The 24,300-nt window shown below is 61.6% G+C and carries 32 protein-coding genes and 1 tRNA gene; 17 read left to right on the top strand and 16 right to left on the bottom strand.

What is annotated here, in order from left to right; genetic code table 11:
- Positions 1–35: 35 nt before the first annotated feature.
- Both FDP28_RS08190 and FDP28_RS08185 read right to left on the bottom strand, forming a co-directional pair.
- The gene (locus FDP28_RS08190; RefSeq protein WP_144660383.1) at positions 36–1,115 is read right to left on the bottom strand and encodes an alpha/beta hydrolase; all 1,080 of its coding nucleotides are present in this window, start codon (positions 1,113–1,115) and stop codon (positions 36–38) included.
- 63 nt (positions 1,116–1,178) lie between these two features.
- Entirely contained in the window at positions 1,179–1,691 is a 513-nt protein-coding gene (locus tag FDP28_RS08185) for a GNAT family N-acetyltransferase (RefSeq protein ID WP_144660382.1), read from the bottom strand.
- Positions 1,692–1,739: 48 nt separating this feature from the next.
- Here FDP28_RS08185 and FDP28_RS08180 point away from each other — a divergent pair, with 48 nt between their 5' ends.
- On the top strand, positions 1,740–2,990 hold the full coding sequence (locus FDP28_RS08180; protein WP_144660379.1) for a CaiB/BaiF CoA transferase family protein: 1,251 nt from the start codon (positions 1,740–1,742) through the stop codon (positions 2,988–2,990).
- Positions 2,987–3,937, top strand: coding sequence for a beta/alpha barrel domain-containing protein (locus FDP28_RS08175; protein ID WP_144660377.1), 951 nt, complete (start codon positions 2,987–2,989; stop codon positions 3,935–3,937). Before FDP28_RS08180 ends, FDP28_RS08175 begins: the two co-directional genes overlap by 4 nt.
- A gap of 14 nt (positions 3,938–3,951) precedes the next feature.
- Here the strand turns inward: FDP28_RS08175 and FDP28_RS08170 are convergent, their stop codons facing one another.
- Both FDP28_RS08170 and FDP28_RS08165 read right to left on the bottom strand, forming a co-directional pair.
- Entirely contained in the window at positions 3,952–4,398 is a 447-nt protein-coding gene (locus tag FDP28_RS08170) for an SRPBCC family protein (RefSeq protein WP_144660374.1), read from the bottom strand.
- Between the two features lie 85 nt (positions 4,399–4,483).
- Complete coding sequence (locus FDP28_RS08165; protein WP_144660372.1) at positions 4,484–4,777, bottom strand: DUF4287 domain-containing protein; 294 nt, start codon at positions 4,775–4,777, stop codon at positions 4,484–4,486.
- A gap of 96 nt (positions 4,778–4,873) precedes the next feature.
- On the opposite strand from FDP28_RS08165, the gene FDP28_RS08160 reads away from it, so the two are divergent.
- Positions 4,874–5,755 (top strand): hypothetical protein, encoded by an 882-nt coding sequence (locus tag FDP28_RS08160; RefSeq protein ID WP_144660369.1) that lies wholly within the window; start codon positions 4,874–4,876, stop codon positions 5,753–5,755.
- 14 nt (positions 5,756–5,769) lie between these two features.
- Here FDP28_RS08160 and FDP28_RS08155 read toward each other — a convergent pair whose 3' ends face one another.
- The gene (locus tag FDP28_RS08155) at positions 5,770–6,687 is read right to left on the bottom strand and encodes a diacylglycerol/lipid kinase family protein (protein WP_260842387.1); all 918 of its coding nucleotides are present in this window, start codon (positions 6,685–6,687) and stop codon (positions 5,770–5,772) included.
- Positions 6,688–6,861: 174 nt separating this feature from the next.
- Between FDP28_RS08155 and FDP28_RS08150 the strand changes: the two genes are divergently transcribed.
- The 8 genes from FDP28_RS08150 to FDP28_RS08120 all read left to right on the top strand — a co-directional run bounded on the left by FDP28_RS08150 (position 6,862) and on the right by FDP28_RS08120 (position 13,162).
- Entirely contained in the window at positions 6,862–7,068 is a 207-nt protein-coding gene (locus FDP28_RS08150) for a hypothetical protein (protein ID WP_260842386.1), read from the top strand.
- Positions 7,069–7,098: 30 nt separating this feature from the next.
- Complete coding sequence (locus FDP28_RS08145; RefSeq protein WP_144660364.1) at positions 7,099–7,767, top strand: ABC transporter ATP-binding protein; 669 nt, start codon at positions 7,099–7,101, stop codon at positions 7,765–7,767.
- A 1-nt stretch (position 7,768) separates the two neighbouring features.
- On the top strand, positions 7,769–9,298 hold the full coding sequence (locus FDP28_RS08140) for a DUF6297 family protein (protein ID WP_144660362.1): 1,530 nt from the start codon (positions 7,769–7,771) through the stop codon (positions 9,296–9,298).
- A 433-nt stretch (positions 9,299–9,731) separates the two neighbouring features.
- Positions 9,732–10,028, top strand: a complete 297-nt coding sequence (locus FDP28_RS08135; protein WP_144660360.1) for a hypothetical protein — start codon at positions 9,732–9,734, stop codon at positions 10,026–10,028.
- A gap of 229 nt (positions 10,029–10,257) precedes the next feature.
- The gene (locus FDP28_RS20510; RefSeq protein WP_186313557.1) at positions 10,258–11,454 is read left to right on the top strand and encodes a hypothetical protein; all 1,197 of its coding nucleotides are present in this window, start codon (positions 10,258–10,260) and stop codon (positions 11,452–11,454) included.
- Positions 11,451–12,047: an ABC transporter ATP-binding protein gene (locus FDP28_RS08130; RefSeq protein ID WP_186313556.1), complete on the top strand. Its 597-nt coding sequence runs from the start codon at positions 11,451–11,453 to the stop codon at positions 12,045–12,047. The genes FDP28_RS20510 and FDP28_RS08130 overlap by 4 nt, the downstream gene beginning before the upstream one ends.
- A gap of 206 nt (positions 12,048–12,253) precedes the next feature.
- Positions 12,254–12,595, top strand: coding sequence for a hypothetical protein (locus FDP28_RS08125; RefSeq protein ID WP_144660356.1), 342 nt, complete (start codon positions 12,254–12,256; stop codon positions 12,593–12,595).
- A gap of 3 nt (positions 12,596–12,598) precedes the next feature.
- Positions 12,599–13,162, top strand: a complete 564-nt coding sequence (locus tag FDP28_RS08120; RefSeq protein WP_144660355.1) for a hypothetical protein — start codon at positions 12,599–12,601, stop codon at positions 13,160–13,162.
- Positions 13,163–13,203: 41 nt separating this feature from the next.
- On the opposite strand, the gene FDP28_RS08115 is transcribed toward FDP28_RS08120, so the two are convergent.
- On the bottom strand, positions 13,204–14,055 hold the full coding sequence (locus FDP28_RS08115; protein ID WP_144660354.1) for a PhzF family phenazine biosynthesis protein: 852 nt from the start codon (positions 14,053–14,055) through the stop codon (positions 13,204–13,206).
- A 58-nt stretch (positions 14,056–14,113) separates the two neighbouring features.
- Between FDP28_RS08115 and FDP28_RS08110 the strand changes: the two genes are divergently transcribed.
- Positions 14,114–14,536 (top strand): DUF1801 domain-containing protein, encoded by a 423-nt coding sequence (locus tag FDP28_RS08110; RefSeq protein ID WP_144660352.1) that lies wholly within the window; start codon positions 14,114–14,116, stop codon positions 14,534–14,536.
- 192 nt (positions 14,537–14,728) lie between these two features.
- Here the strand turns inward: FDP28_RS08110 and rplI are convergent, their stop codons facing one another.
- The 4 genes from rplI to rpsF all read right to left on the bottom strand — a co-directional run bounded on the left by rplI (position 14,729) and on the right by rpsF (position 16,495).
- The gene (gene rplI / locus FDP28_RS08105) at positions 14,729–15,181 is read right to left on the bottom strand and encodes a 50S ribosomal protein L9 (protein ID WP_018778531.1); all 453 of its coding nucleotides are present in this window, start codon (positions 15,179–15,181) and stop codon (positions 14,729–14,731) included.
- 17 nt (positions 15,182–15,198) lie between these two features.
- Positions 15,199–15,438: a 30S ribosomal protein S18 gene (gene rpsR, locus FDP28_RS08100; RefSeq protein ID WP_003800144.1), complete on the bottom strand. Its 240-nt coding sequence runs from the start codon at positions 15,436–15,438 to the stop codon at positions 15,199–15,201.
- A 128-nt stretch (positions 15,439–15,566) separates the two neighbouring features.
- Positions 15,567–16,139: a single-stranded DNA-binding protein gene (locus tag FDP28_RS08095; protein WP_144660350.1), complete on the bottom strand. Its 573-nt coding sequence runs from the start codon at positions 16,137–16,139 to the stop codon at positions 15,567–15,569.
- Positions 16,140–16,189: 50 nt separating this feature from the next.
- On the bottom strand, positions 16,190–16,495 hold the full coding sequence (gene rpsF / locus FDP28_RS08090) for a 30S ribosomal protein S6 (protein WP_011776755.1): 306 nt from the start codon (positions 16,493–16,495) through the stop codon (positions 16,190–16,192).
- 239 nt (positions 16,496–16,734) lie between these two features.
- Between rpsF and FDP28_RS08085 the strand changes: the two genes are divergently transcribed.
- Positions 16,735–17,073, top strand: coding sequence for a YnfA family protein (locus FDP28_RS08085; RefSeq protein ID WP_144660347.1), 339 nt, complete (start codon positions 16,735–16,737; stop codon positions 17,071–17,073).
- A gap of 31 nt (positions 17,074–17,104) precedes the next feature.
- Here the strand turns inward: FDP28_RS08085 and FDP28_RS08080 are convergent, their stop codons facing one another.
- The 4 genes from FDP28_RS08080 to FDP28_RS08070 form a co-directional block, all read right to left on the bottom strand.
- Positions 17,105–17,866, bottom strand: a complete 762-nt coding sequence (locus FDP28_RS08080) for a Rossmann-fold NAD(P)-binding domain-containing protein (protein ID WP_222120624.1) — start codon at positions 17,864–17,866, stop codon at positions 17,105–17,107.
- The gene (locus FDP28_RS20760; RefSeq protein WP_260842385.1) at positions 17,863–17,997 is read right to left on the bottom strand and encodes a hypothetical protein; all 135 of its coding nucleotides are present in this window, start codon (positions 17,995–17,997) and stop codon (positions 17,863–17,865) included. Before FDP28_RS20760 ends, FDP28_RS08080 begins: the two co-directional genes overlap by 4 nt.
- 22 nt (positions 17,998–18,019) lie before the next feature.
- A complete protein-coding gene (locus tag FDP28_RS08075) occupies positions 18,020–18,577 on the bottom strand; it encodes a TetR/AcrR family transcriptional regulator (protein WP_186313555.1) in 558 nt (185 codons plus the stop codon).
- 238 nt (positions 18,578–18,815) lie between these two features.
- A tRNA-Leu gene (locus FDP28_RS08070) sits at positions 18,816–18,898 on the bottom strand.
- A gap of 117 nt (positions 18,899–19,015) precedes the next feature.
- Between FDP28_RS08070 and FDP28_RS20505 the strand changes: the two genes are divergently transcribed.
- Entirely contained in the window at positions 19,016–19,177 is a 162-nt protein-coding gene (locus tag FDP28_RS20505; RefSeq protein ID WP_186313554.1) for a hypothetical protein, read from the top strand.
- On the top strand, positions 19,170–19,841 hold the full coding sequence (locus FDP28_RS08065; protein ID WP_186313553.1) for a DUF1345 domain-containing protein: 672 nt from the start codon (positions 19,170–19,172) through the stop codon (positions 19,839–19,841). Before FDP28_RS20505 ends, FDP28_RS08065 begins: the two co-directional genes overlap by 8 nt.
- Positions 19,842–19,925: 84 nt before the next feature.
- Here the strand turns inward: FDP28_RS08065 and FDP28_RS08060 are convergent, their stop codons facing one another.
- Positions 19,926–21,341, bottom strand: coding sequence for an amino acid permease (locus FDP28_RS08060; RefSeq protein ID WP_144660343.1), 1,416 nt, complete (start codon positions 21,339–21,341; stop codon positions 19,926–19,928).
- Between the two features lie 237 nt (positions 21,342–21,578).
- Positions 21,579–22,883 carry a M18 family aminopeptidase gene (locus FDP28_RS08055; protein ID WP_144660340.1) on the bottom strand — a complete coding sequence of 435 codons (1,305 nt, stop codon included), beginning with the start codon at positions 22,881–22,883 and terminating at the stop codon, positions 21,579–21,581.
- 182 nt (positions 22,884–23,065) lie between these two features.
- Between FDP28_RS08055 and FDP28_RS08050 the strand changes: the two genes are divergently transcribed.
- Together FDP28_RS08050 and FDP28_RS08045 are read left to right on the top strand one after the other, a co-directional pair.
- Entirely contained in the window at positions 23,066–23,788 is a 723-nt protein-coding gene (locus FDP28_RS08050; RefSeq protein ID WP_144660338.1) for a FadR/GntR family transcriptional regulator, read from the top strand.
- A gap of 3 nt (positions 23,789–23,791) precedes the next feature.
- Positions 23,792–24,295, top strand: a complete 504-nt coding sequence (locus FDP28_RS08045) for a hypothetical protein (protein ID WP_144660336.1) — start codon at positions 23,792–23,794, stop codon at positions 24,293–24,295.
- The last annotated feature ends 5 nt before the right edge of the window (positions 24,296–24,300 follow it).

The following is a 24,300-nucleotide window of genomic DNA, read 5'->3' as shown; positions in this document are numbered from 1 at the left end:
GGGAGGGAAAGTATTCCCGGCGAGCTGCCGGAAGATTAAGGACGCCGCGCAGCGTGCGCAGACAGGAAATCGAAAGTCTTGTCCCTCGCCTCGCGGGCTTCGGCGAAGTTCAGATGGAACTGGTACTCGTGCGTCAACTCAGGTTGGTGGGTTGCCGGCCAAAACAGCTCAGTCACGGGCACTCCGGCATCTTTGAGCCGGTTGCTGTAGGGCACCGATTGCAGCCAGGTGAGGCCGTCACCGTTGCCGCCGCTGATAAAGGTCGGCGGGAAGTCGGGGGTGACAAAGTCGATGGTGGACATCGTGGCCCCGGCATAGGTTGCGGACCAATCCTTGGTGCCGGTGTAAGCCCACAAGGCAGTCTTGAAACCCCACGCCACAATGCCGTTCAGGTCCGCCATGGCCCGCAGGTCGTAGACGCCGCAGTGCAGGATGGTTGCAGCCAGTTCGGACTTCTGAAGCGCAGGCTGGATTCCCATGAGGTTGGCGTACTCGGGGTTGACGGTGAGCGTTGTCATCTGGCTGGCCAGCTGGGCCCCTGCAGAGTCACCGGCAAGGACGATGCGGCTGGTGTCCACATTGAGCCCGGCAGCGTGCGCCTTGATGTAGGCCAGGGCTTCGTTGATGTCGCGGACAGCAGTGGGGTACGTGGCTTCGGGTGCGATCGGATAGCTCATGCCGATGGTGGTGTAGCCCTGGTCGGCCATGATCTGGAGGTACGGATTGACGTCGCGCTGTGCCCCGGAAATCCAAGCGCCTCCGTGAATCCACACCACAGTAGGTAGCGGCGCCGTCGTCCCCTGGGGACTGAAGACATCAAAGGTGGACCCCGGCTTGTACTCCACCCCCATCCGCGTATCCAAGGGAGTAGCGGGAACGTAGGGCGTCATTTCGTCGATGGTCGCCTGGGCTCCCCGCTCAAAAACACTGCGGATCAGCAGTGCCGACGGCCAAGGAGTGGCGGAAAGGGCCACAGCCAGGATCAAAACCACCAAGATCGCCAGTTCCAGCTTGCGCAGCCGCGAGGAGCGCTTTCGCCGGGCCTTGGCCGGCACTTCCACGCTGGTTGGCGGGGTTTTCCTTGCAGTTTTTTCGATCGAATCCAGCGGCCCCATCACACACTCCCCCAGTCGGCGCATCCCTGGACCCATGCTACGGCGGCGCGGGGTCCCATGGGGTCAGGACGGCGGCCGCGCCGCCGCGAGCAAGACGCCATCACCGCCGTCGAACGTTACGCCGTGAAAAACCGGTCCTCGCGCGACCTCTCGGAACCCCCACCGACGATGCAATGCCAGTGAAGCCTCATTGCGCGCGTTCACGATGTACAAGGCAGTGTCAGCGTGTTCCCAGATCCACTCAAGCCGGCGCGAGGTCAAGGCAACCGCAAGTCCCCGACGCCGGAAATCGGGCGCAACGGTAAGGCCGCCCAGATAGTGACCCGCCGGCGCCGGACCGTCACCGACGTCGTAACGGTGCGTTTTCGCCCAGCCAACGACGGCGAAACCCGGCCCGGGGGCCATGTCCGATTTCGCCTCGGCCACCAGAGCCAGGCGATCTTCGTCGGATATTGCAGCAGCGATCTTTGCCGCGAAAGGCTCCCTTCCCGCCTCTGACAACCGGCCGGACAGGGTCTCCACGGTCACAATTCCGGGAACATCCGTTTCAACCGCGGGACGGATGGCGAATCTCATGGGCCTAGTCTAGGTTTGCAAAAGGGGGCATCAGCACGGAAGAGGACCATGACACAGCAACCAATCGCACCGCTGGACGGCGTCCGGGTCTTGGAACTCGGCAACTACATCGCTGCGCCCACCGCGGGCCGGCTGCTGGCCGACTTCGGCGCCGAGGTCATCAAGATCGAACGGCCCGGAACCGGCGACGAACTGCGAAACTGGCGTCTGCACAAGGGCACAACCTCCATGCTGTACCGCACGTTGAACCGCAACAAGAAGTCCGTGGTGCTGGACCTCCGCACCGAGGCCGGCAAGCGGGCCGTCCTGGACCTGGCGGCAAAATCAGACATTCTGCTGGAGAATTTCCGCCCAGGCACGCTGGAAAAGTGGGGCCTCGGTCCCGAGGTTCTCAACCAAGCCAACCCGGACCTTGTGGTGACCCGCATCTCCGCCTTCGGGCAGACGGGACCACTGTCCGAGCGTCCCGGTTTTGCCGCCGTCGCCGAAGCCTACGGAGGTTTCCGCAACCTGGTGGGCGACCCCGACCGCGCACCGGTGCGGGTCGGCGTCTCCATCGGAGACTCGATCGCGGGACTCTACGCCGCCTTCGGTTCCGTAATGGGCCTCTACCAGCGTGAAGCACGACGCCGGGACTCGGCTGGCGCGGTTCCCCTCACCGAACGCGTCATTGACGTCGCGCTGCACGAGTCAATGTTTTCAATGATGGAATCCCTCATTCCCGACTACCAGGCCTACGGCGTGGACCGCCAGCGGGTCGGCGGCCGGATGGAGGGCATCGCCCCCTCGAATGCGTACGTCTGCAAGGACGGCGCGAGCATTGTGGTGGCAGGTAACGGTGATTCGATTTTCCAGCGGTACATGCAGACCATCGGCCGTACGGACCTTGCGGGGCGACCTGACTTGCAGAGCAATGCGGGTCGCTGGGCCGCGCGTGAGGAGCTGGACCAGGCGATCGGCGCATGGACTGCCACGCTTTCGCCGGCTGAGGCACTGGCCGCCTTGGAAGCTGCGGGTGTTCCCGCGGGTCCCATCTATACCGCCGCCGACATCAGCAGCGACAACCAATACGCCGCCAGGAACATGATCCAAAAATTCGATGTCTCCACGGGCGAAGAAACCCTCACTGGCGTCGGCTTCCCTGGCGTGGTTCCCGTTATCGGTGGCGAGTCCTTGCCCATTCGCAACCTCGGTCCGGATTTGGGCGAGAACACCCAGGAGGTTCTCGGCGGGCTGCTTGGCATGAGCGAGAGCGAGATCAACGATGCATCCGGCCGCGAGGGAGCTGTTCAGTCATGATCCGTCCTGAAGGGCCCGTGGCCGCAACCCTGGGCAACGCCATTCTGCGGGACGTCACCCTTCGCGACGGCCTCCAACTGACGGGCAAGCTCCTTTCCGCGGAACAGAAGGTCCAGACTGTTCGCGAGTTGCTGCGGCTCGGTGTGCCGGCGATCGAACTCGGGTCCATGGCCCGGCCGGACCTGGTCCCCACGATGGCCAACACCTTGGAAGTGGTGCACGCCCTGACCCCGGCGGAACTCGAAAAGTGCTGGATCTGGGTAGCAACCCCGGGCCATGTTGCGAAGGCCGCAGCTGCCGGGGCGCGCAATTTCCAGTACTGCCTGTCTGCTTCCGACTCCCACAACAAGGCGAACATCGGCCGCACAACCGATCAAAGCCTCGCAACCCTGCCCGAGGCCATCGAGTACGCGCGGGCAGTAGACGGCCGTATCCAGCTCTGCATTGCAACGTCCTTCACCTGCCCGTTCGAGGGCCAGGTCCCCGAAGAACGCATCCTCGCCATCGCCAACGACCCCCGTGCCGAGGGCACCACCGACATCGTCATTTGCGACACCTTGGGACAGGCGGTCCCGGCACAAGTTGCCCAGCTGATCACCCGTGTTCGTACCGAGTCGCCTTCCCGTCGCGTCGTCTATCACGGCCATGACACGTGGGGTTTGGGCGTGGCGAACACCCTAGCGGCCATCCAAGCAGGGGCTGAAATGGTGGACGGGGCGCTTGGCGGCCTGGGCGGATGCCCCTTCGCCCCCGGTGCCAGCGGAAATACGTCCAGCGAAGACATCCTGTTCGCCACCCGCCCCGACTGGCTGACGCCTGAAATCTTTGGCGAACTGGTGGTGCTTTCGGAACATTTACTGCAGGAGCTCGACGAGCCCAACCGCTCCAAGTCGGCCCAAGGCGCACGGTCCAAAGCGGAGGCCTTTGACTGGGTACTGCGGCCCTAAGGCCCGCCCGGGCGCTAGGACCTGCCCGCGCCGCCCACTGCCATCAGTTCCAAGCGCCTGAGGGTTTCGCGGTTCCGGACAGCGATAACGGGATCACGTAATTTCTTGGGCACCAATTTGCCGGGGCCCCGCACGGCATCCTCAGCGATGGAAACCCGGCATTGGGAGGCACCGAGGTCTTCCAGTGTGATGAGCACCTTGGCTTCGCCTAACGGCCAACCCCTCGCGAGAAGTTCGAGCTTGCGTTCGGGTTCGACGGCGGTGACGCGGCTGCTGTCGTCGATGAGGAATGGCCAGGATCCCACGGAATGGTGAAGCCGGGAGCCCTCGGCCGGCCACTGCTCATCAACGGAGCGGATCCTCGAGGCGCCCACCACCCAGCCTGAGTACAGCCACCCCTCCTGGATGACTTTCCAAACATCTGCGGCAGGGGCCTTGAACAACTGGGTCACGGTGGCCATCTGGAACCTTTCTGCGCAGGTGGAGGATTGGGGTGTCACCTTAAGCTAAGCATGCTTATGGTTTAGTTGCCAGTGTCTCCCGCCATCATGAAGCTGGCTTGCTGGCCTTACCGTCCAACCACAGCGTGTCCGACTCGTCGCGGTGAGTTCCCTCCGATCCCACATGCTTGCTGTCGATCTGCGGCCCCTTCTTGATGACGTGCACCAACGCCATGCCGTGGCCACGCCCCAGGTCATAATCGGCCTTGAGCCATTCAAGGATGGTCCCGGCCTTGACCGAAGGATCATTGAAGCCCTTGGATTCAGCGATGTCCACCAACTGCCGCGGCGTCAGGCCGGTTTTGTCTTCGATGGCGTCGAGGTAAGCCTGGAATGACATGGATATCCCCTTTCGTGGCCAAACTCCATGGGCGGAGTTGGCAGGTGTGCGTGAGCGACATCGTACCCGCGCACTGGGGGCGCCTACACTGATCGCATGGTGTGCCGCAGAAGGCGTGTCCTTGCGTCTTGCATGGTCCTGGCCACGATGCTGCCTGCCCTGTCCGCCTGCAGCTCAAGCGCCCCGGCCAACCCGCCATCGTCCGGCAGCAGCACTGCGCCCATTACGGTGGAAATCAACCAATCCCGTGACCAGTACGGGAAGCAAGCCATCCAGATCCAGTTAACCAACACCACTGACGATGTCCTGACGGTGACCGGAGCACGGGTCCGTTCACCGCTTTTCGACGGCGACATACTCTGGCAGCGCTCGGGGAACGGCCTTGAACTGCCGTCCCGGCAACCTAAAAGCGTTCCTGCGGCACTGCCGGCCGCGTCATGTGGAGCCGCGCAGAACGGTTCCAGCCAGGCAACGCTTGAGTTCACGGCACCCGGTAAGGAAGCCAGCGAAGAGGTGACGGACGCAGCCGACCCCTTCGGCGTACTGTCCAGAAACTCAGCCGAGCTGTGCATCGCGGCCCAGGCCGCCGCCGTCGCCACGTTGGAACTGGACCCGGAACTGAAGGTGGCCGCGGACGGTCAGACCGCCGTCGTGCGTCTTGTCATTACACCGGCCGGTCAGGGGGCGCAGGCGAAAAGCCTCACGATTGAATCGATCGACGAGACCACGTTGCTGGCCCAATCCCCCACGGATCCCTGGCCTAGGAACGTCATCGTGGGCGCGACCCAGCAGGAGCTGGCACTGACCATCCGGCCCGCACGTTGTGATCCGCATGCCGTCGCCGAAGACAAGGTGGGTACGCTCCTCCCACTCCGGGTGAGGGTGGGAGAGCGCCAAGGATTGATAAAAGTGGCCGCCTCAACTGACCTGCGCGGACGTATCTACGACTTTGTCACCGCCGCTTGCGCACGCGGTTGAACCCCGGCGGCCACCTAGCCGAGCGTCGCCAAAGCCCCCTGTGCGCACTCCACCTTGACCTTGACGTTCGCATCCACGCTCTTCACCTCGCCGTCCATCTGATACGGCAGTGGCTTGAGGGTGGTGAATTCATAGCTGCTGACGCTCGGTTGGTCGCCGAGTCCCTGGGTGGTGGCCTTGAGCGCCTTCAAAAGGACCCGCCACTTTGGCATGTGCGGGAAAATGATGACCTCGAACTTGCCATCGGACGGGTGCTCATCGGCGTCGCTGAGGGTGGCGTACTTGGCCATCTCACGGATATTGGCGAACACCAGGCTGTCGAACTTGTGACGCTTCCCGTCAGGCAAACGAACTCCGAAAGGCTCAAATTTGGAAAAGGTCTGAATCACAGTGACCATTTCCTTGAGGGCGCCTTTGCTGCCCTTTTCCAGTTCGGTGGCAACCACAGGGGTCAAGCCGAAGCCTATGTAGGAATGCGCGTACTCAAGTGGTTCGTCCTCTTTCTGACCCGTATGGATTTGGAGGAGGTCGATGTTGTGGACCCGGCCCTCGGCGATGGCTTCTTCCAAGGGCTTGGTGGCGATGATCCTGCTGTGGTCGTTGGCGTTTCCGGCGGCCCGAACAGCGCACACCGCCCGGGGATTTCCGGCCTGCATCACCCCGTTGACGACCTCGTTGTAGCCGCCATCGCCACTGACGGAAACCACCAGGACATCGCCGCCCTTCGCCGCGGCCTCCCGCGCAAGGTCCACCGCGTGCCCGGCATGCTCCGTGGGTTGGAGGATGATCTCGGGTTCGTAGCTGAGAACTTCCTTCAGCCGCTGATGCAATTGCTGCGCCAGCTCCGGCGCATCCCCTGTGCTGTTGGGATTAAAAATGATGACGATCGACTCAAAGGTCCGGGCAGAATCCACGATGTACTCCTGATTCATTGCGAGGTCCCTTATTCGGGCGGCTGTTTCCCTCGGAAGTTCCCATAGTATTCGCAACCCAGAGGGGTTTCGGATAAACGACGAACGTGAAACGATGAAATCGGGTTCCCAGTTGGGAATCTGCCTCAACCAGCTGGATGCGGCACGATGCTGCGGCAGCAGTGTGGAAATCCCATGGACTCACGCCAGACAGCACGAATACTCGTCCTCGAGCATGAGATCACCCTTGACGATTTATGGGCGTGGTACTGGGCCAACGGCGGCAATGCTGGGCTGTGGGACTTCGACGCTTATCTCTTCGGGATCCTGGAACGCGACCCCTTCGATCTGAGGATCCTTGGCTGGGCGATGGAGGACCTCGAGGCCCGCTCACTTCTCTGAGGGCCGTCGGCGCGCCGGTAGGGTTGCCTCATGGGGACTGTACTGGACGTCGAAAACCTGCTGGTGGGTTATGCCGGATCTCCGGTGTGTGGCGAGGTGTCGGCAACCGTGCGCGCCGGCGAGATCCTGGGAATCGTGGGTGCCAACGGCGCCGGGAAGTCAACAGTTGCCCGGACCATAGCGGGTCGTCAGGCCGCCCTTGCCGGCGAGGTGAAGGTCCATGGCCTTCTCATCGACGCCGACGCCGTACCGTTCCGGCGGGAGGTCTCCGCTGTCTTCGACGACGATCTCTTCTTCCCCTCGCTGACTGTCCGGGAACACTTGCTGCTCGTCGCCCGCGGACACTCCGTGGCGGATCCCGAAACGCGGGTCGAGGAAGAACTGGAGTTCTTCGGCTTGCAGGGACGAGCCCACGCTATCCCCGACGCCCTCTCATCCGGGCAACGACGCAGGCTGCTGCTCGCAGCCGGGCTGATCCGTCCGTCGTCGCTCCTGATTCTTGACGAGCCGGAGCAGCGGCTTGATCCCAAGATGCGGGTGGCCATCGGAGAACGGATCGCTGAGCACGGCGGCGCCGTGGTCCTGGTAACGCACGATCCGGACCTGTTGCTCGCCACCGCTTCTTCGTGTTTGGTAATCGACGACGACGTCCGCGAATTCGGTCCGAAGCAGGGAGCCTCGATCATTGCCGGGTCCTGACATGCTGATTCATGAAAGCACGACGCCGGACCGTCACCTCGCGCGGGACATCGTCAGTTTCGCTCGCCAATCGGTCCGCCGCTACAAGCGGAGCAGAGGCTCATGGAGCGAACGCTTTGTCGATGCGTACAGTTGGGGACTCGGTATCGCCATTTCCCTGACCATCGCAGCCTCCTTCGTCCTTGCCCTGCGTAACGAGATCGCGGACCGCTCCTCTACTGGGAGCAGCATTATCAAGGCGCAATGGCTCGTCCTTCCGGCGCCCGTGCTGTGGACACTAGCGACGTACGCGGTCCTGCTGGTGGTGACCAACCTTGCCCGCAAACTCGGACCTATCACGGTCGGCGGACCCGAGAGCATCTGGTGGCTGTCCCTCCCCGTCGACCGCCGACCGATGGTTCTGCCGGCTTTCCTCCGCAAGGCTGTACTAACGGGGGTGGGTCTTGCCGTCGTATACCTGCCATTCAGCATCGTTACGGCCGTGGACCGTACCGGCCCGGAGCACCTTCTTGCATCAGCGGCCTTTGGCGTTTCCGGGGTCATCGCGGTGGCCTTGGCGGCCTTCCAGCAGCTCGGCATGCTTGGAGCCCGACTCGGCCGGGTGGTGAGCGTTGCTGCGCTCCTCGCGTGCGCCGTCCTTCCCACGGCCCCAGGGGCACCATGGCCGGAAGCTTTGGTGGCGGTGGCCGCCGTCGTGCTCCTGGCTGTCGCGGGCCGACGCGCTGGTGAGGTGCGGGGTGAAGAGCTCATCCGTGGCGGAGCGGTGGCCGGCCACACCGGTGCTTCCCTGTTTATGATGGATTCCAACGAGGTACTTCGCGCGCTGGGCGCCGGACATAAAACGGCCGACGGCGGCAGGGCGGCAGGCTTCTTCGCCAGACCGGCGGGCCCGCTCCGGGCGCTGATCCGCGCCGATACAGTAGCGTTTCTCCGGCTGAATCCGCCCTTGTTGGCTTCCTTGCTGTGGCTGGGTGCTTGCATCGCCATGCTGCTGGTGGAAGGAGGACTCCCGGAGTTCGCACAGCTGGCCATCGTTGTCATAGCTGGCTGTGCAACAGCGTCGGGCATGGGGAGCGTGGCGCGCAAGACGGCCCTCGTTCCGGAGCTCGATGCGCTGCTCCCCCTCCATCCGGCACTGGTCCGTACCAGCCGGACCCTCATCCCGTGCCTTGCCATGGCTGTATGGATGACCGTCCTTAGCGGCCTTCTGGTTCTCCTGGGCGCTTCCGATCCTGCCCTGATTGGCGTGGGGACACTGGCCGGCGTCGGAATGGGCGCCGGAACGCTGCGTTCTGCCACCAAAGCCGCGCCGGACTGGTCGGCTCCCCCGGTGGACACGCCCTTCGGTCCCGTGCCCCGCGCACAGCTCGGCTCCCTGATGCACGGGCTGGACCTGACGATCCTGGCGATGGTTCCGCTGCTGGTTGGGCTCTACCTTGGCTACACTCCGTGGGCTGTGGCAATGGTTCAAGCCCTGTTCAGTTCGGGCATCGTACTTCTTGCAGTGCTGTCCAAACCCAAGCGGGCGTGAGGACCGGCCCTTGTCGGGCGAAAAACAGGCCTACCAACAGAGGGGTATGTCGCTCGCGATACCCGCATATGTATGAGTGGCAGGCCGTCCGTGTCGCAGGTTTCGAGATTTTTTTAACTTTTTTTTGGCATCCTTCATTCGGGAGAACACCGGTGATTTGCCTGAGTGAGGCCAGCATCAAGTTCATGACGGCAAAATTGCAAAGATCATCCTCTAGAGCACTAAATGAGCCTTTGTTACGCAGTTTTGCTGATACTTGTAGGCTCAAATATCGCAAGAATAAGGCCCCTTTGGATCAATGAGTAGCTTGACCGCTACAAGTTCATAGGCAATGCTCCTTGATGGCTGCAACAAGTCATTCGGCCGAAGACAAACAGCCACTATCAAGTGATCCTGAAGAATCCATTCGCATGATATTGAAAGGAGCATTTCCATGTCCGCATCAATCACACAAGTCCAGCGTGATATCAATCCCGCCGTTGTAAAAGCGGTTAAGGTCGGCGGCGTGACGGCTGCCCTGTTCGCCACCTTGTCCGTGGTATTCCAGGCCGTCGCCACCCTCGGCATCTCCTCTGGCCTGGCGACCAATCTGTACTTCGCGCTCAACGCACTTTCATGGGCGGCCTTGGCTGCAGGCATCGTCGCCTCGTTCGGGATCGGCACGGCCCTTGCAGGCGTGATCTTCGGACTCGTCAAGCGCTGGGCACTGAAGCAGTTCGTAGCCTGGTAAACCGCTGCCGTTGAACTCGGAGGGGGCCGCAATGAATCCACTGAGCACCCAGCCACGGTGGCGCAGCGCTTTCGCTGTGGCTCTCTCCGGCGCACGTGCCACGTATATCAACGAATTCCGTCGCAAAGCCAGCCGCTTGCGGGATGTACTTAGTGACCTCGGGTTCTCCATCAGCCTGGGCACCAGCAAAGCCGCCGTAACGGCAGGACAGGCAGTAACTCTGCTTGTCTTGATGGTCGGGCTTGGATGGACGCCACCACCCACAGGGCTGATCCCGTTAGGTATCCGGCTCAGCGCCCCGGAATTGGCAGCTATGGCTGCGTTGGTGCTCGCAGCCGGACTACTCCAAGCGCGGCGTCGCTTCCGGCGGGCGCACCGGCAATGGACCACCCTGACGGGAGCGCTGGAAAGCGGAATGCGGGCAGGACTGGCGATCCCGGACATCGGCTTGGCATTGATGCTGGTGGTTCAGAATCTTCGCTGGGGCTACCCGATCAATGCACTGGGAAGCGTCTCCCTGGTGGGCGCCGCTGTTACGCTCCTTTCCAGCGGCAGGAGGCGGGCGTGGCCGTCCGCGATTATGGCAACAGCAGCGGCGACCGCAACTCTGGTCATGCTCATATCACAGTCGAACATGCTTGTGGCATCCGTCAACATCAAAGACCAAATCATGATCGATATGGCGATTGCCGTAGCTTCATTGATCCTTACAGCATCAGCCACACCCATTCTGTTCGCAGGAATTGCCCATAAATACGCGCTCAAGACACGTGGCTTATTCCTGGACATGGGCATCAAGGTCGGCAGCGTAGTACTGCTGGCTTCACTATCACTGTCAATTAGTGAGGGTACACCGTGGCCCGGCATTGCCCCTTTCGTGTCTATTGCTGTGTTTTTCCTGGGAATGATTTTTTTCAGGTCTGGATTCGTGCGGACATCCTCACCTGAAACTCTGGGATATGCATTGTTTGTTTTCCGCATCTCCCCAAGGAAACCAAGGGCGCTGATAATCAGAAGTCTTGTCACCAACGCTGTCCTTGTACTACCCGCTTTGGCGTGTCTCATCACGACTTTGCTCGTCCACAGAAATCCACAGTCGGCTTTGCTGCTGGCCGCGCTGGCGATCTTTGAAATCGCTGCTGATGCCCTGGCCATCCAACGGAGGACAGCGGTTCTTCCGGCCTCTCGTATCGCCGAGCTGTCCCAACGCTCAAGGACAGGCGTGGGGGCAGCTTTGTGCGCCGGCATGGCGGTAGTTCTTTCCGGGGTCATGGGAGGCATCATTCCCGGATCGGCAGAGCCAGCATGGCTGCCTGCCGTCGCAGGAGCCTTGGTGATAGTCGCTGCACTGCTGATCGGAGTACTTGTGGCAGATGCTACGTCATGGTTACGCGACCTGACGGCAACAGAAACAGAGGAATCATGAAGTCCCTGAAGTGCGTAGAGCACGCTTTCGGAAGCAATGTCATCTTCACCAGCACGAGCATCGAGTTGCCGGAAAGAGGCGTTGTAGCCCTCCGCGGGAGCAACGGAAGCGGCAAGACGACTCTATTGAAACTACTCGGCGGCGTGATCCATTCCTCCTGCGGAACTTTCCGCGACTGGAGGAACAAGTTCACCGCGGTCTATCTCGACACGGAATACCTGACCCTCGACTACCTCACGGCGAGGGAATTACTTGGCATGATCGGGCCCCTCACAACACCAATCCCCGACAACGGCCTCATCACCGATGCGATTCTTGCTACCAGGGTCAGTGACCTTTCACTTGGCCAGCGTCAACGCCTCGTCCTAACAGCGGCATTGGCCCTCCGCAACATCGATGTTGTCTTGCTGGATGAACCCCTCAATGGGCTGGACCGTGAGGCCTCCAAAGCTGCCAGGGACGCCCTTATGGCCGCAAGCCAAGATCGTCTCATCATCCTGGCCACCCATGAAGACGACCGATGGGCGGACTACGATCTCACCATCGGCCGGGACCGCAAAGTGAATTTATCCAAAGCTGGAGTCGCAGCTTGAACGCTTCCCGACTGCCGGCGCGGACCTCGCGTTTCCGCTCTTTCTGCACTTCGATATGCGGACTTTTTCCGTCTTTTGCCAAGGATCTGATCCCGCCAGTCATAGCGGCGGTAGCGGGCGGGCTATTTGCATCGCTGTTTACGTGGAAGCCAATCACGGATGGAACCGCCCTTACGGCCTGCGAAATCTTCGCCCACAACTTTTTCTTGGCATTGGTCGCGCTCCTCCTGACTCATTACGGTGCCAGGATCATGGTGCTTGCCAACGGCTTCTACCTGGGAATGGGTTGGGTGGGCAGTGTCGCCTCAGCGGGCCTGGGACAGACCCTTGCACTCACGCTGGTCCATGTCCCTCTCGAGATCCTTGCGTGGGTGACGACAGTTCAGGGTGCCCGCATATTTTGGCCCGTGCTCATCACGGTCTTCAGGAAAGAACAGGCCCAGAGGAAGTTCCTTCCTGTGTTACTGAGCACCATCGCTGTCTCCACCGTGTTTTACGTTCTGGCTGCCCTGTCTGAATGGGCTGAGTACGCACTACTGAAAAGGTAATCGATGACCCCGAGCTACCCCTCCCCGTCCCACGAATCTCTCCAGGATCCTGGAGCCCGCCGTATCAACGCCGTTTGGATAGCTTGTCTGGTTCTCGCCTACACCGCTGCCGCCCAGTACGCGGCTGGTCCCAGACTCGAACAACTGGTCAACGAGAATGCCGAGTACAACCAGTTCTCCAGTCAGGAAGTACTGCTCACCTTTATGCGGGTCGGCGTACTTCTGTGGAGCGTCGTGGCTTCTTTCCTCCAAGCCCTTGCACTGCGGCTCATTTACAAGTTCATTGTCGGTCGACAGGTGCCAACGCTCCGCACCAGTTGGTTCTGGGTGCTCCTGGGCCAGATACCCTTCATGCTGACAGTGCTCTTTGTGGGCCTGTTTCTTGAATCGGAAGCAACGCTGGTGCTTGGACAAGGTTGGCTAAGAATTCTGTTCGGGGCCATAGCCGCTGCACTCTACGCAGTACTTGCCCGCAGACTATTCGGGGCTCCAAGCGGCCGTCTCGCCGTACTTTTCGTCATCTCCGCAATCATCAATTCCGCCCTCCTGGTAGCGGGGACTTCATAGGGGGCGTCCTGCAATGCAAAGAGCAATTTGAAGAAAGAGCGCTACAGGATCACACTGCCTTGGATACAGGTGGCCGATGCTCCGCCGATCCAGATATCACCATCCTTGGCCATGACGTGGATACGCCCGGCCCTGCCCAGCACGGTGCCTTGAGCGGCAACATACTCCTCGGGCGCCCTACCGGATCCAATCAGCCACTGGGCTGCTCCGGCGTTGAAACTTCCCGTCACCGGGTCCTCCACCATGGCATCACCAGGAATGAAGGTGCGGACTTCAAAGTCGACGGCGGAACCTGGCTCGTGCGGGCCAATCACCCCGACTTTAAGGTCACCCATGGCCACGAAATCCGGTTCCAAGGCCAGTACCTGGTCCGCTGACCCAAGGAGGACGCCAATCCACTGCGGGCCGTTGACCAGCCACGATGCGTCGACTATCTCAGCCTCCGAGATACCCAGGCCCGCCGCGAGTTGGGATCGTTCGGCGTCGCTCACTGGACCAAAACGCGTCAATGGCGGAGCAGCGAAAGCCAGCCGGCCGGCGTCGTGCTTCACCCGAACCAAGCCCGCACCGCACTCCTGAACCAGGACGCCCTCGGTCTTGGGCACTCCCCCGGACTGCAGCCATGTATGCGCCGATCCGAGCGTCGGGTGCCCCGCGAAGGGGAACTCCTCGCTGGCGGTGAAAATCCGCACTTTGTAGTCGGCCGCCGGGTCGGTGGGAGGGAGGAGGAACGTGGTCTCCGAAAGGTTGGTCCAATTGGCGAAGTGCTGCATGGCCTCGGTGCTGAGACCTTCGGCCTCCACCACCACGGCCAAGGGGTTCCCTCGGTACGGCTGGTCGGAAAAGACGTCGACTTGGTGGAACGGGCGGAGGCGGAGGGCTTCTGGAGTCACCGGTGAAGGCTACCATCCGGTGCTGGCAGGCGAGGTGCCGGTCTGCGAGACTACGTGCATGGCAGAGAACAAGACCCAACCGACGGATGCATCTGTCCTCGGTTTCCTTAGTGCCGTGGAGCACCCTGTCCGGCGGGCCGACGGCTTGGAATTGCTGGACATGATGCGGGACGCCACCGGCCAGGAGCCTGTCATGTGGGGCCCGACCATTGTTGGCTTCGGCAGCTACCACTACAAGTACGCCAGCGGGCGCGAGGGCGATGCTGCAGCCGTCGGATTCTCGCCACGAAAGGCCAACCTGGCCCTTTACGGGCTCACTTACGGCCCCGATGCAGACCGGCTCCTCCCCGAGCTTGGCAAACACAAGACCGGGGCGGCCTGCTTGTACATCAATAAGTTGGACGACGTGGACCGGAGCGTGTTGGCGGAGATGATCCGCTCCGGCTACAGCCACGTGATGTCGGAGCTCCACACCTCTTGAGCCACCTCCGCGAGGTGGCACTTAATGACAATGTTGGTGCCTTGGATTGTCATTAACTGCCAACTCGGCGCGAACACAAAAGAACCCCGCTACCGGGATCCGGCGGCGGGGTTCTTTGGATGCAGTCAGAGACTACTTGCGCTGCGTAACGCTCCCTAAAACCTCGCAAGCTCGGTCTCAGGGAACCCTGCGCTACTTGCTGGCAACGACCTCGAGGTCGATAACAGCGGAAACATCCTCGTGCAGGCGAACGTTGGCCTGGTACGAACCGACAGACTTGATGTGGTTCGGCAGTTCAACGTTGCGCTTGTCGATGGCGCCAAGGCCAGCGGCCTCAACAGCAGCAGCGACATCGGCCGGCTTGACGGTACCGAAGAGACGACCGGACTCGCCGGCCTTCACCTCGAGCTTGACCTTCTTGGAGGACAGAGCCTGGGCCTGTGCCTGTGCAGCTTCAACAGAAGCGTGGGCACGAGCAGCGCGGGCAGCCTTGATGGACTCAACCTGCTTCTCGCCACCCTTCGACCAGGTCAGGGCGAAGCCGCGGGGCAGCAGGAAGTTACGTGCGTAACCGTCCTTGACCTCGACAACGTCGCCAGCAGCACCGAGACCGGTTACTTCGTGGGTCAGAATGAGCTTTGCCATGTTAGTTAATCCCTTCCTTAGCCGCGGCCAGCGCCGGAGTAAGGCAGCAGAGCAACTTCGCGGGCGTTCTTGATTGCCTGGGCGATCTTGCGCTGTTCCTGAACGGTAACGCCAGTAACGCGACGAGCACGGATCTTTCCGCGGTCGGAGATGAACTTGCGCAGCAATGCTACGTCCTTGTAGTCGATGACAGTGATGTCAGCGGCCTTCAAGGGGTTGGACTTTGGTTTGGGCTTACGGAGTTCAGCCTTAGCCATCGTGGAGCTCCTTTTCTATGGAGCCCGTGGATATTGATCCACGGGATGGTGGTGTTCGACGGCGGTGATCACCAAGGTGCCTTTCGGCAGTCCCGGTGAGCGTCCGGCGTCGGACTTTTGTTTGGTGTTTAGAAGGGAGGTTCGGAATCAGGGCCGTTGCCCCAGCCGCCAGCGTTGCTGACACCGGGCGTAGCCCAAGGGTCATCCTGCTGTTGTGCGGACTGGTTGCCGCCCCAACCTCCACCGGAGTTGCCGCCGCCCTGGTTTCCACCGGGAGCGCCACCTCCAAAGCCACCGGAGTTGCCTCCGCCGAAGCCACCCTGTCCACCGCCGGAGCGCTGGGTACGGTTGACCTTGGCGTTTGCGTAACGCAAGCTGGGGCCGATTTCGTCGACCTCAAGCTCGATAACGGTGCGCTTTTCGCCTTCTTTGGTTTCGTAGGAACGGCTCTTCAAACGGCCGGAAACGATGACGCGCATGCCCTTGGTGAGGGATTCGGCCACGTTTTCAGCTGCTTCGCGCCATACCGATGCGCGAAGGAACAGGGTTTCCCCGTCCTTCCATTCATTGGACTGGCGGTCAAAGGTCCGGGGAGTAGAAGCGATGGTGAAGTTCGCTACTGCCGAGCCAGACGGGGTGAACCGCAGCTCCGGGTCGTTGGTGAGGTTACCAATGACCGTAATAGTGGTTTCGCCTGCCATCTACTGCCTCCTTGTTCGTTCCTGCGGGGTAAAGATCTGGAAGGGGCTGATTACTCAGCAACAACCTTCTGGTCTTCGGGGCGGATGATCTTGGTGCGCATGATCGTCTCGTTCAGAGACAGCTGGCGATCAAGTTCCTTGGCGGTAGCCGGAGCAGCGGTGAAGTTCACCACGGCGTAGATACCTTCGGACTTCTTCTTGATGTCGTATGCCAGGCGGCGACGGCCCCAGATGTCAACCTTCTCGATGGTTCCACCATCGGTGGTGATGACATTAAGGAACTTCTGAAGCGACGACTCTACGGTACGCTCTTCGACCTCGGGGTCGATGATTACCATCAATTCGTAAGGACGCATATGTGAACCCACCTCCTTTGGGCTAAGCGGTTACGGTATTTCCGTAACAGGAGGTTCATTTGCGATGCTGTGCAGCGCTCCCCCGCCGAAGATTCGGAAGGAGGGCGTAACACAGACTTCAATATCTTAGTGCATCTCCTGCACTCAAAGCTATTCGAGGGGATCCCCGGCGGAAACGGGCTGGTTGCCGTATGTGGATAACCGCTTGGGCGGGCTTGGTGGCAGGGAATACTGGAGCAATGACCATCCTGAAGTCCATCGTCCTCTTCGCCCTGGCCGCAGTGGCCGAGATCGGCGGAGCTTGGCTGATCTGGCAGGCCGTCCGCGAAGGCAAGGCCTGGTGGTGGGCCGGACTTGGCGTGGTGGCCTTGGGAATCTACGGCTTCTTCGCCGCCTTCCAGCCGGAGGCGCACTTTGGCCGGGTGCTTGCTGCGTACGGCGGGGTCTTCATCGCCGGGTCGCTGGCCTGGGGAATGCTGATGGACGGCTTCCGGCCGGACCGCTGGGATGTCATCGGAGCAGCGATCTGCATTGTGGGCGTCGGCGTCATCATGTTCGCGCCGCGGACGGGCGCGTGACGCCGGTCGCCCTGCCGCGATCATGGTGAAGTCAACTCCTGGCGAACGCGGCAGTGAGACGTTCAACCGCGTTCCAGGTGTCCTGCTCGCGTTCCAGGTTGTAGGACTCGGGAGAGGACTGGGCGACGTGGTTTCGGTCGATGTAAGCGCCGCTCGAGGCCTGAATCGCGCCCAGTGCAACGTCCGCCAGGTGTCGTCCGGCTCGCGCGGGGGTGGTCGCCAACGGTGTAGCGGTAAGAAGTGGCATGATCCGACGCATGGCGAAGCGGGAGAACGAGCCTGCATCACGGGCGAGGTCCGTGCCAGGTACGAAGCCAGGGTTGTAGCCCATCACAGCGACGCCGACTGGGATGCGCCTCGCATACTCGTGCATGAGATAGATCGCCGCAAGCTTGCTGGTCGAGTAGGCCGTTCGCCCTGCCGTGGCGCTTGCAGAATTTGAAAACGATCCGGCACGAGCCAGCAAGTCGGGCGGGAGCCAGCGTGGTCCCGGCACCATGCCGAGGTTGTGCCGAAAGTCGCCAAAGTGCGTGTCACTGACGGTGAGAACGACTGTTGCTGGGGCCTGAAGCCGGTCATGTAGCCCCCGCACAAGAACATGGGGGGCGAGCACGTTAACGGCAAAGGTCGCCTCGAAGCCGTCCACTGTCTCTGTTAGGCCGTTGGTGTACTGAATTCCCGCGTTGCAGATAAGCGCCCGCAGTGGTGGCAGCAGGCCCGCTTCGAGCCGCTCTGCGACCTCGGCGGCAGCCTTGGCCGTACTGCTCATGGAGGCGAGGTCAGCGCGGATCACCGACACATTTCTGCTTTTTGCAACCAGATCATCGGTGGCCCCACGGCCAAGATCACCACGTGTGTGCCCGGTTCCTTGGCGAGGATGTACTCCGCAGCGAAGTGCCCGATGCCGCGGCTGGCTCCGGTCATCACAATTGTCTGTTCCACGGCATCACTTCGCGAGTTGATGGTCGTCGCGAGCAGCGCCAAACATGATCCCACGGATCAAGAGAGCCGCATCGCTTTCGGGCAACAAGTCGAGTTGACCCGCCTCTGGAGCTGACGCATCGAACGCGATGCGAGCCAAAACGGCACCCACGACCAGTCGAGTGGCAGATGACGGATCCACGACCAACTGCTCGCCACGCGCTTTAGCCCGTTCCAAGATAGCGCCAAGGTGCTCCAGCACGGGATCGAAAAGGCTCTTGCGGACGATCCCCGCCAACTCCGGGTCGTGCACCGATTCACCCACTAGCGACACGAGGACCGCCCCCACCTTGCCGGAGAGAACCCTCCGCTTGTGTGCGAACAGTTCGAGGAGGTCGCCATCAGTCGAACCCGTGTCGATGTCTGGGGCCTCGGCGCCCGCGATCTGCTCAGCCGCAGCGAGCAGCAGATCACGCTTTGACGGCCATCGGCGGTAAAGGGTCGCAGTCGAGACTCCAGCGCGTGCTGCCACGGCCCCCGTCGTCAGCCGACCATATCCCTGCTCCGCCAACAACTCGAGCACGGCCTCCATTATCACTGGGGCTAATCCGGCGTCGACTGGGCGACCGCGCGACCGCCTCTTTGGCTCAGCTGCACCAGACATAACACCACGCCTTGATTTAGATACGAAACGATTCCATTTCTATAATGCCGCTGACTTTCAGTGCGGCGCAATAGCAATCTGTTCGCGTTCACGGCGACAACGAAAAGTGGTCTCTGACCAGGAGTTCAGAACTCCCGGTCAGAGACCACTTCATGTGTGCGCGGAGGGGGACTTGAACCCCCACCCCCTTTCGAGGACTAGCACCTCAAGCTAGCGCGTCTGCCATTCCGCCACCCGCGCAAGGTGATCAGGAGAAGCGCTTTCGTTTTTCTCCTTGACAGCGACAAAGACAGTAACACGAACAGGGCCGATTCGCAGATTCCTGTCCAAAGGAAGGCACCCCGTTAGAGTGGCTGGATGGACGCCACCCCGTTGAACAACCTGGTCCTGACCATCGTTTTTGCCGCGATTGCCCTCTACGCCTTGTACTTCGTGGTTCGTGCCGGGGTACGGGATGGCATCCTCCAGGCATCGAAACTCACCGACAAGGCAGGCTCGCCCGGGAACCCCAATGACTAAGGCTGCGGAGAACACCAGGGTCCGGCGCAGCAGGCTGCGCTTTGTCGCCATGCTGGTTGCCGGCACCGCAACATTCCTCTACACCGGGATGACGGGGAGCTGGGTGGATGCCCCGGCAGTCGGATGGGCGACGGCGGCACTGATATACGTGGCCTGGGTCTGGTTGGTGATTGCCCGGATGGATCCCGCCGAAACAGAGCAACATGCCACCTCCGAGGACCCATCGCGTGGGGTAACGGACCTCCTGATCCTTATCGCGAACCTGGCCAGTATTGCCGCAGCGGCGGCAGTGATCGTCAACTCCCACACTGAAGACAACGGGTCCCGGCTTTCGTCGGGAGCGCTGGCGCTTGTGTGCGTTGCACTGTCCTGGATGCTGGTGCAGACCCTCTTCACCCTCCGCTACGCCGAGCTCTACTACAGCCCGGCAAAAGACGCAGGAGGACAAGTTGGCGGCATCAGCTTCAACCAGGACCGACGCCCCCAGTACACGGATTTCGCCTACCTGGCCACGAGCCTTGGCATGACCTACCAGGTATCCGACACCAACCTGGAAAACCACCGGATCCGCGCCGAGGCACTGAAGCACAGCCTGCTTTCATACCTGTTCGGCACTGTCGTTCTGGCAGTCACAATCAACCTGGTGATTGGGCTGGCCCAGTAACCAAGAAGGCCAGGCGGGCCGAAATGCACAACGGGGCAGCCGCCGTCGTACGTTGACGGCAGCTGCCCCGCAGCAGAAGAGCGCTTACGACGCCGGTCCGGAACCGATCTCCTCGCGCTCGGCTTCCGCGCTGGTGGCCACAGCGGGGCTGCCGCCATTTCGGCGATACCGGAACACTCCGATGGCAACCACAACAGCGGCCAGGGCCAGCGACAGGAAAAGCGACTCGCGCGTGGATTCAATGATGACCATGCCGATGACGAGCGCCACGATCGCCCCGATGGCGATCCACGTGAGGTACGGGAAGAACCACATTTTGAGCTCCATGTCCTTTGCGGCTGCCCCCATGCGCTTGCGAAGGATGAGCTGGGAGGTCGCGATGACAAGCCATACGAACAGGGCTATGGCACCGGAGGTGTTCACGAGGAATAGGAAGACAGTGTCCGGGGCAATGTAGTTCAAACCGACCGTAATGAACCCCACCACGGTGGAAGCAAGCACCGCTGCAGCCGGAACACCACGCTTGGAGATCTTCATCCAGGACCTGGGAGCGTCTCCCCGCTGGGAGAGCGAGAACAACATGCGGCTTGCGGTGTAAAGCCCTGAGTTGAGGCAGGAAAGCACCGAGGTAAGCACCACGATGTCCATGATGGTGCCGGCGCCCGGAATGCCATACAGCTCGATGACCGCGACGTACGGGCTCTTGGCAACCGAAGCATCGTTCCACGGCAGGAGGGTCACCACGATGGCGATGGATCCGATGTAGAAGATGAGGATGCGCCAGACAGTGGACTTCACGGCCTTCTTGACGGCATCTACCGGGTTCTCGGATTCGCCCGCGGCGATAGTGGCAATTTCAGCTCCGAAGAAGGAGAAGACCACCACGAGAATGCCCGCGAGCACGGCGCCCGGGCCGTTGGGCATGAAGCCGCCCTGGTCCAGGAGGTTGGCAACTCCCGGTGCGGATACGCCTGGCATCAGCCCCAGGATCGCCACGATTCCCGCGAGGAGGAAGATGACGATCGCGGCGACCTTGATGGAGGCGAACCAGAATTCGAACTCGCCGTAGGACTTCACGGATCCGAGGTTGGTCAGGGTCAAGAGCACCATGAGCACCAAGGCCCAGACCCACTGATCGACGCCGGGAACCCAGCGGTGCATGATGGCGGCTCCCGCCGTTGCCTCAATACCGAGGACGATGATCCAAAACCAGGCATAGAGCCAGCCAATACTGAACCCCGCCCAGCGGCCAAGGGCCTTGTCGGCGTATGTGGAAAAAGATCCCGTTTCGGGGTTGGCAGCAGCCATCTCCCCCAACATGCGCATGACAAGGATGACTACCAAGCCTGCAGCCAAGTAAGCGAGCAGGATGCCGGGGCCGGCCTGCTGGATGGCCGCGCCGGAGCCCACGAACAGTCCGGCTCCAATGACGCCGGCAATCGCGATCATGGAGAGGTGGCGGGGCTTCAGGGATTTTGAAAGCTGTTGGTCAGCGTGCATCGAACGTCGCCGTCCTTTGTGTTCTTGGAAAGGCCCCCGTTGGGTGTGCGGTGGACCACTTGGCTTACCCACAGTAGCCAGCACCCATCGTCAGCATCCTGTGCAAACTTACATTTTGCGCTGCCGCAAAACGGCGCGATGCACAAAAAGTATGATTTTAAGCATCAGATGTTTACCAGGGAGCACAATCGAAACGAGCCTGAAACGACCCCTTGAGGCTTGCGGCCGGGGCTCGGATCACACAGCCGTAGCGAAGAAGCCCTCCACCACCCGCGCCAAGGAGTACGGATCCTGCACGCCACACAGCTCCCGGGCCGAGTGCATGGACAGCAGCGGGATACCCACGTCGACGGTCCGGATGCCCAGCCGCGTCGCGGTCAGCGGCCCAATGGTCGAACCACATGGGATGTCGTTGTTGGACACGAACTCCTGGTAGGCGACACCCGACTCATCGCAGAGGCGCGCCCAGAAGGCAGCGCCCGTGGCATCCGTGGCGTAGCGCTGGTTGGCATTGATCTTCAACAAGGGTCCGCCGTTGAGCAGTGGACGGTTTGCGGGATCGTGCCGCTCTGCGTAGTTCGGGTGGACTGCGTGGCCGGCGTCCGCGGAAACACAGAACGACGCCGAGAGGGCCTGCCGCCGTTGGCTCACCGAAGCGCCGAGACCGTCGGAAATCCTGGTCAGGATGTCCTCCAGAATCGGCCCGCAGGCGCCGGAACGGGAGTTCGAGCCGATCTCCTCATGATCAAAGGCGGCAAGAACAGCGATGGGACCGTCGGCGGGGGCGGAAGCAGCATGGCCCAGCAGTGCCGCCAACCCAGCGTGCGTCGACGAAAGGTTGTCCAAGCGACCCGAGGCGAAGAACTCACTGTTGGCCCCGAAAACTGCCGGTGCCTGCGTGTCTGCCACCACGACGTCGTACCCGCCTATTTCCGAAGCATCCACGGAGGCGCCTTGGACGCGCGAGGCAAGCAGGCCGAGCAGGTCTTCCCCGGCGGGGTCGCCCAAGCCAAAGATCGGGTTCATGTGCTGCTGCTTGGAGAGGGTGAGGCCGTCGTTAACCGCACGGTCCAAATGAATGGCCAACTGGGGAAAGCGCAGGAGGGGCCCGGTGGATGTGAGGTGCTGGGTTCCATCGCGCATCACCAATCGGCCGGCGAGCTGCAGTTCACGGTCCAGCCATGAATTCAGGAGAGGCCCGCCGTAAACCTCCACCCCTGCCTGGAGCCAGCCGGATTTGCCCGTGGTGGGCTTCGGCTTCAATTTGAACGACGGCGAGTCTGTGTGCGCGCCAAGGATGTTGAAAGCCGTGGTCGGACCGGCATTTTCCGGCGTCACCCAGGCAATGAGGGCGCCGTCGCGGATCACGTAGAAGCTGCCGGAACCACCTTCCCAGGCCTGTGCTTCATCAAGGCCGACAAAGCCGGCAGCGTCGAGGCGACGCGCGGCCTCGTGTACTGCGTGAAAACTCGACGGCGAGGCCGACACATACGCGGCGAGATCCTGGACATGGTCAACTGCTGCGGAAGCATTGGAAGGCATGCTCCCGAGTCTAGCCCGACGGGTTCGCCGCCCGGCCCTGGCCGAGGTACCCGCCGTGGCAGGAGCGGGTTTCGGCCAACCCATGACCACCCCGGGGAGCCGGTGGTCTTAAGGAAACCTCCCCGTGACATGTTTCCGGATCACCCTTGACCGTTGGTCGGGCCTCGTGTCATGGTCAGGGCATGAACAACCTGTTGGACAGCTGGACAGCTGGTCAAGGTCCCGTAGTGCGGGTTGGTGCGGCTGAAGGCGTTCTGGCCGCGCTGCGCGAGGCAATCCAAAACGGACAAATTCCAGTCGGAACCAAACTGGAGTCGGAATCGATGCTGGCCCAGCGCTTCGGAGTGTCCCGGACCATGGTCCGTGAAGCCCTGCGGTCGCTGGCTTCGCTTGGACTCACGTCAACGAAAACCGGCAAGGGCACCTTTGTGGTGTCAGACCAAGTGATCAATGACTTGCGCCTCGGCAAATACTCGGCCCGGCAACTGCTGGAAGCCCGGCCCCATATTGAAATCCCGGCTGCGGGCCTGGCCGCACAGCGACGCACCGAAGAGGATCTGCAAGGCCTGCGGGAGATTCTGGAGGCCATGGCCGTTGAGGACGAACTCCAGCAGTGGGTGGCCTTGAATTCCGAATTCCACGCCAGGATCGCCAGAGCCAGCGGCAACGGCGTGTTTGCGACCATGCAGGCGGACATCGAGGACGCCATGGCCAAGCAGTCCCAAACCCTGAACCAGGTGATAGACCGCCGCGAGGAATCCGGCGTCGAGCACGCGGCGATCCTTGCGGCCATTGAGCGCGGCTCAGCAGATGAAGCAACTCTTGCCATGATGCTGCACCTCCAGGGCGTGGAACACACCCTGGAATCAGTCACCGCCCCACAAAGCGCCCCGATCAGGGCCTGAGACATGAAAGCCAGCACCATGCCTCAAAGCGGCCCGCCAGCAGAACCCGAACCTCAATCGACGGGCCCGTCTGCAGCTGTCCGCGACCGACGCACCCGCCTTCACGCCCAGATCATCAGCTACCTGGCCCGCAACGGAGCCAGCAGGTTGAAGGACATCCTGGCTGAGGTCGACGTCTGCAGGGATACCCTCATCGTCAACCTCGGGATCCTCGAAGAGTCCAGCATTATCCAGTGCGACCTTCCCAAAGGGGCCCGCTACAGGGCCACGCCCTTCTACTCACTCTGCAGGCCCACGACCCTGCGTCAACGGGAAAAGAACCAGGTGCAGCTGACGGCGCGGATCCAGGAAGCGGCCGACGGGAAAATCGTGGTGTCTATCGACGAGGTTCCAGGCTCCGTGGTTCACGTCCCTGCCTTTGACCAGATTCCCCGTGCAGCTGCCGCAGCCGCCGCGTCAAGCCTGCAGGAAGACGAAGACGCTTTCGCCGTCCAGGTGGTCTACTAGTTCCG

Source organism: Paenarthrobacter nicotinovorans, from assembly GCF_007670255.1.
GTDB lineage: Bacteria > Actinomycetota > Actinomycetes > Actinomycetales > Micrococcaceae > Arthrobacter > Arthrobacter nicotinovorans_B.
Note: the sequence above shows the minus strand (reverse complement) of the source record. Positions and strands in the feature narration are given on the sequence as shown.

Coding starts and splice junctions, on each gene's coding strand:
- FDP28_RS08085 (WP_144660347.1), top strand. CDS start 16,735: ATGACCATCCTGAAGTCCATCGTCCTCTTCGCCCTGGCCGCAGTGGCC.
- FDP28_RS08050 (WP_144660338.1), top strand. CDS start 23,066: ATGAACAACCTGTTGGACAGCTGGACAGCTGGTCAAGGTCCCGTAGTG.
- FDP28_RS08150 (WP_260842386.1), top strand. CDS start 6,862: ATGGACTCACGCCAGACAGCACGAATACTCGTCCTCGAGCATGAGATC.
- FDP28_RS08140 (WP_144660362.1), top strand. CDS start 7,769: ATGCTGATTCATGAAAGCACGACGCCGGACCGTCACCTCGCGCGGGAC.
- FDP28_RS08055 (WP_144660340.1), bottom strand. CDS start 22,883: ATGCCTTCCAATGCTTCCGCAGCAGTTGACCATGTCCAGGATCTCGCC.
- rpsF (WP_011776755.1), bottom strand. CDS start 16,495: ATGCGTCCTTACGAATTGATGGTAATCATCGACCCCGAGGTCGAAGAG.
- FDP28_RS08095 (WP_144660350.1), bottom strand. CDS start 16,139: ATGGCAGGCGAAACCACTATTACGGTCATTGGTAACCTCACCAACGAC.
- rpsR (WP_003800144.1), bottom strand. CDS start 15,438: ATGGCTAAGGCTGAACTCCGTAAGCCCAAACCAAAGTCCAACCCCTTG.
- FDP28_RS08065 (WP_186313553.1), top strand. CDS start 19,170: ATGACTAAGGCTGCGGAGAACACCAGGGTCCGGCGCAGCAGGCTGCGC.
- FDP28_RS08130 (WP_186313556.1), top strand. CDS start 11,451: ATGAAGTCCCTGAAGTGCGTAGAGCACGCTTTCGGAAGCAATGTCATC.
- rplI (WP_018778531.1), bottom strand. CDS start 15,181: ATGGCAAAGCTCATTCTGACCCACGAAGTAACCGGTCTCGGTGCTGCT.
- FDP28_RS20505 (WP_186313554.1), top strand. CDS start 19,016: ATGGACGCCACCCCGTTGAACAACCTGGTCCTGACCATCGTTTTTGCC.
- FDP28_RS08180 (WP_144660379.1), top strand. CDS start 1,740: ATGACACAGCAACCAATCGCACCGCTGGACGGCGTCCGGGTCTTGGAA.
- FDP28_RS08170 (WP_144660374.1), bottom strand. CDS start 4,398: ATGGCCACCGTGACCCAGTTGTTCAAGGCCCCTGCCGCAGATGTTTGG.
- FDP28_RS08165 (WP_144660372.1), bottom strand. CDS start 4,777: ATGTCATTCCAGGCTTACCTCGACGCCATCGAAGACAAAACCGGCCTG.
- FDP28_RS08135 (WP_144660360.1), top strand. CDS start 9,732: ATGTCCGCATCAATCACACAAGTCCAGCGTGATATCAATCCCGCCGTT.
- FDP28_RS08160 (WP_144660369.1), top strand. CDS start 4,874: ATGGTGTGCCGCAGAAGGCGTGTCCTTGCGTCTTGCATGGTCCTGGCC.
- FDP28_RS08175 (WP_144660377.1), top strand. CDS start 2,987: ATGATCCGTCCTGAAGGGCCCGTGGCCGCAACCCTGGGCAACGCCATT.
- FDP28_RS08190 (WP_144660383.1), bottom strand. CDS start 1,115: ATGGGGCCGCTGGATTCGATCGAAAAAACTGCAAGGAAAACCCCGCCA.
- FDP28_RS08120 (WP_144660355.1), top strand. CDS start 12,599: ATGACCCCGAGCTACCCCTCCCCGTCCCACGAATCTCTCCAGGATCCT.
- FDP28_RS08185 (WP_144660382.1), bottom strand. CDS start 1,691: ATGAGATTCGCCATCCGTCCCGCGGTTGAAACGGATGTTCCCGGAATT.
- FDP28_RS20760 (WP_260842385.1), bottom strand. CDS start 17,997: ATGACCGGAGCCAGCCGCGGCATCGGGCACTTCGCTGCGGAGTACATC.
- FDP28_RS08110 (WP_144660352.1), top strand. CDS start 14,114: ATGGCAGAGAACAAGACCCAACCGACGGATGCATCTGTCCTCGGTTTC.
- FDP28_RS08045 (WP_144660336.1), top strand. CDS start 23,792: ATGAAAGCCAGCACCATGCCTCAAAGCGGCCCGCCAGCAGAACCCGAA.
- FDP28_RS08145 (WP_144660364.1), top strand. CDS start 7,099: ATGGGGACTGTACTGGACGTCGAAAACCTGCTGGTGGGTTATGCCGGA.
- FDP28_RS08155 (WP_260842387.1), bottom strand. CDS start 6,687: ATGAATCAGGAGTACATCGTGGATTCTGCCCGGACCTTTGAGTCGATC.
- FDP28_RS08060 (WP_144660343.1), bottom strand. CDS start 21,341: ATGCACGCTGACCAACAGCTTTCAAAATCCCTGAAGCCCCGCCACCTC.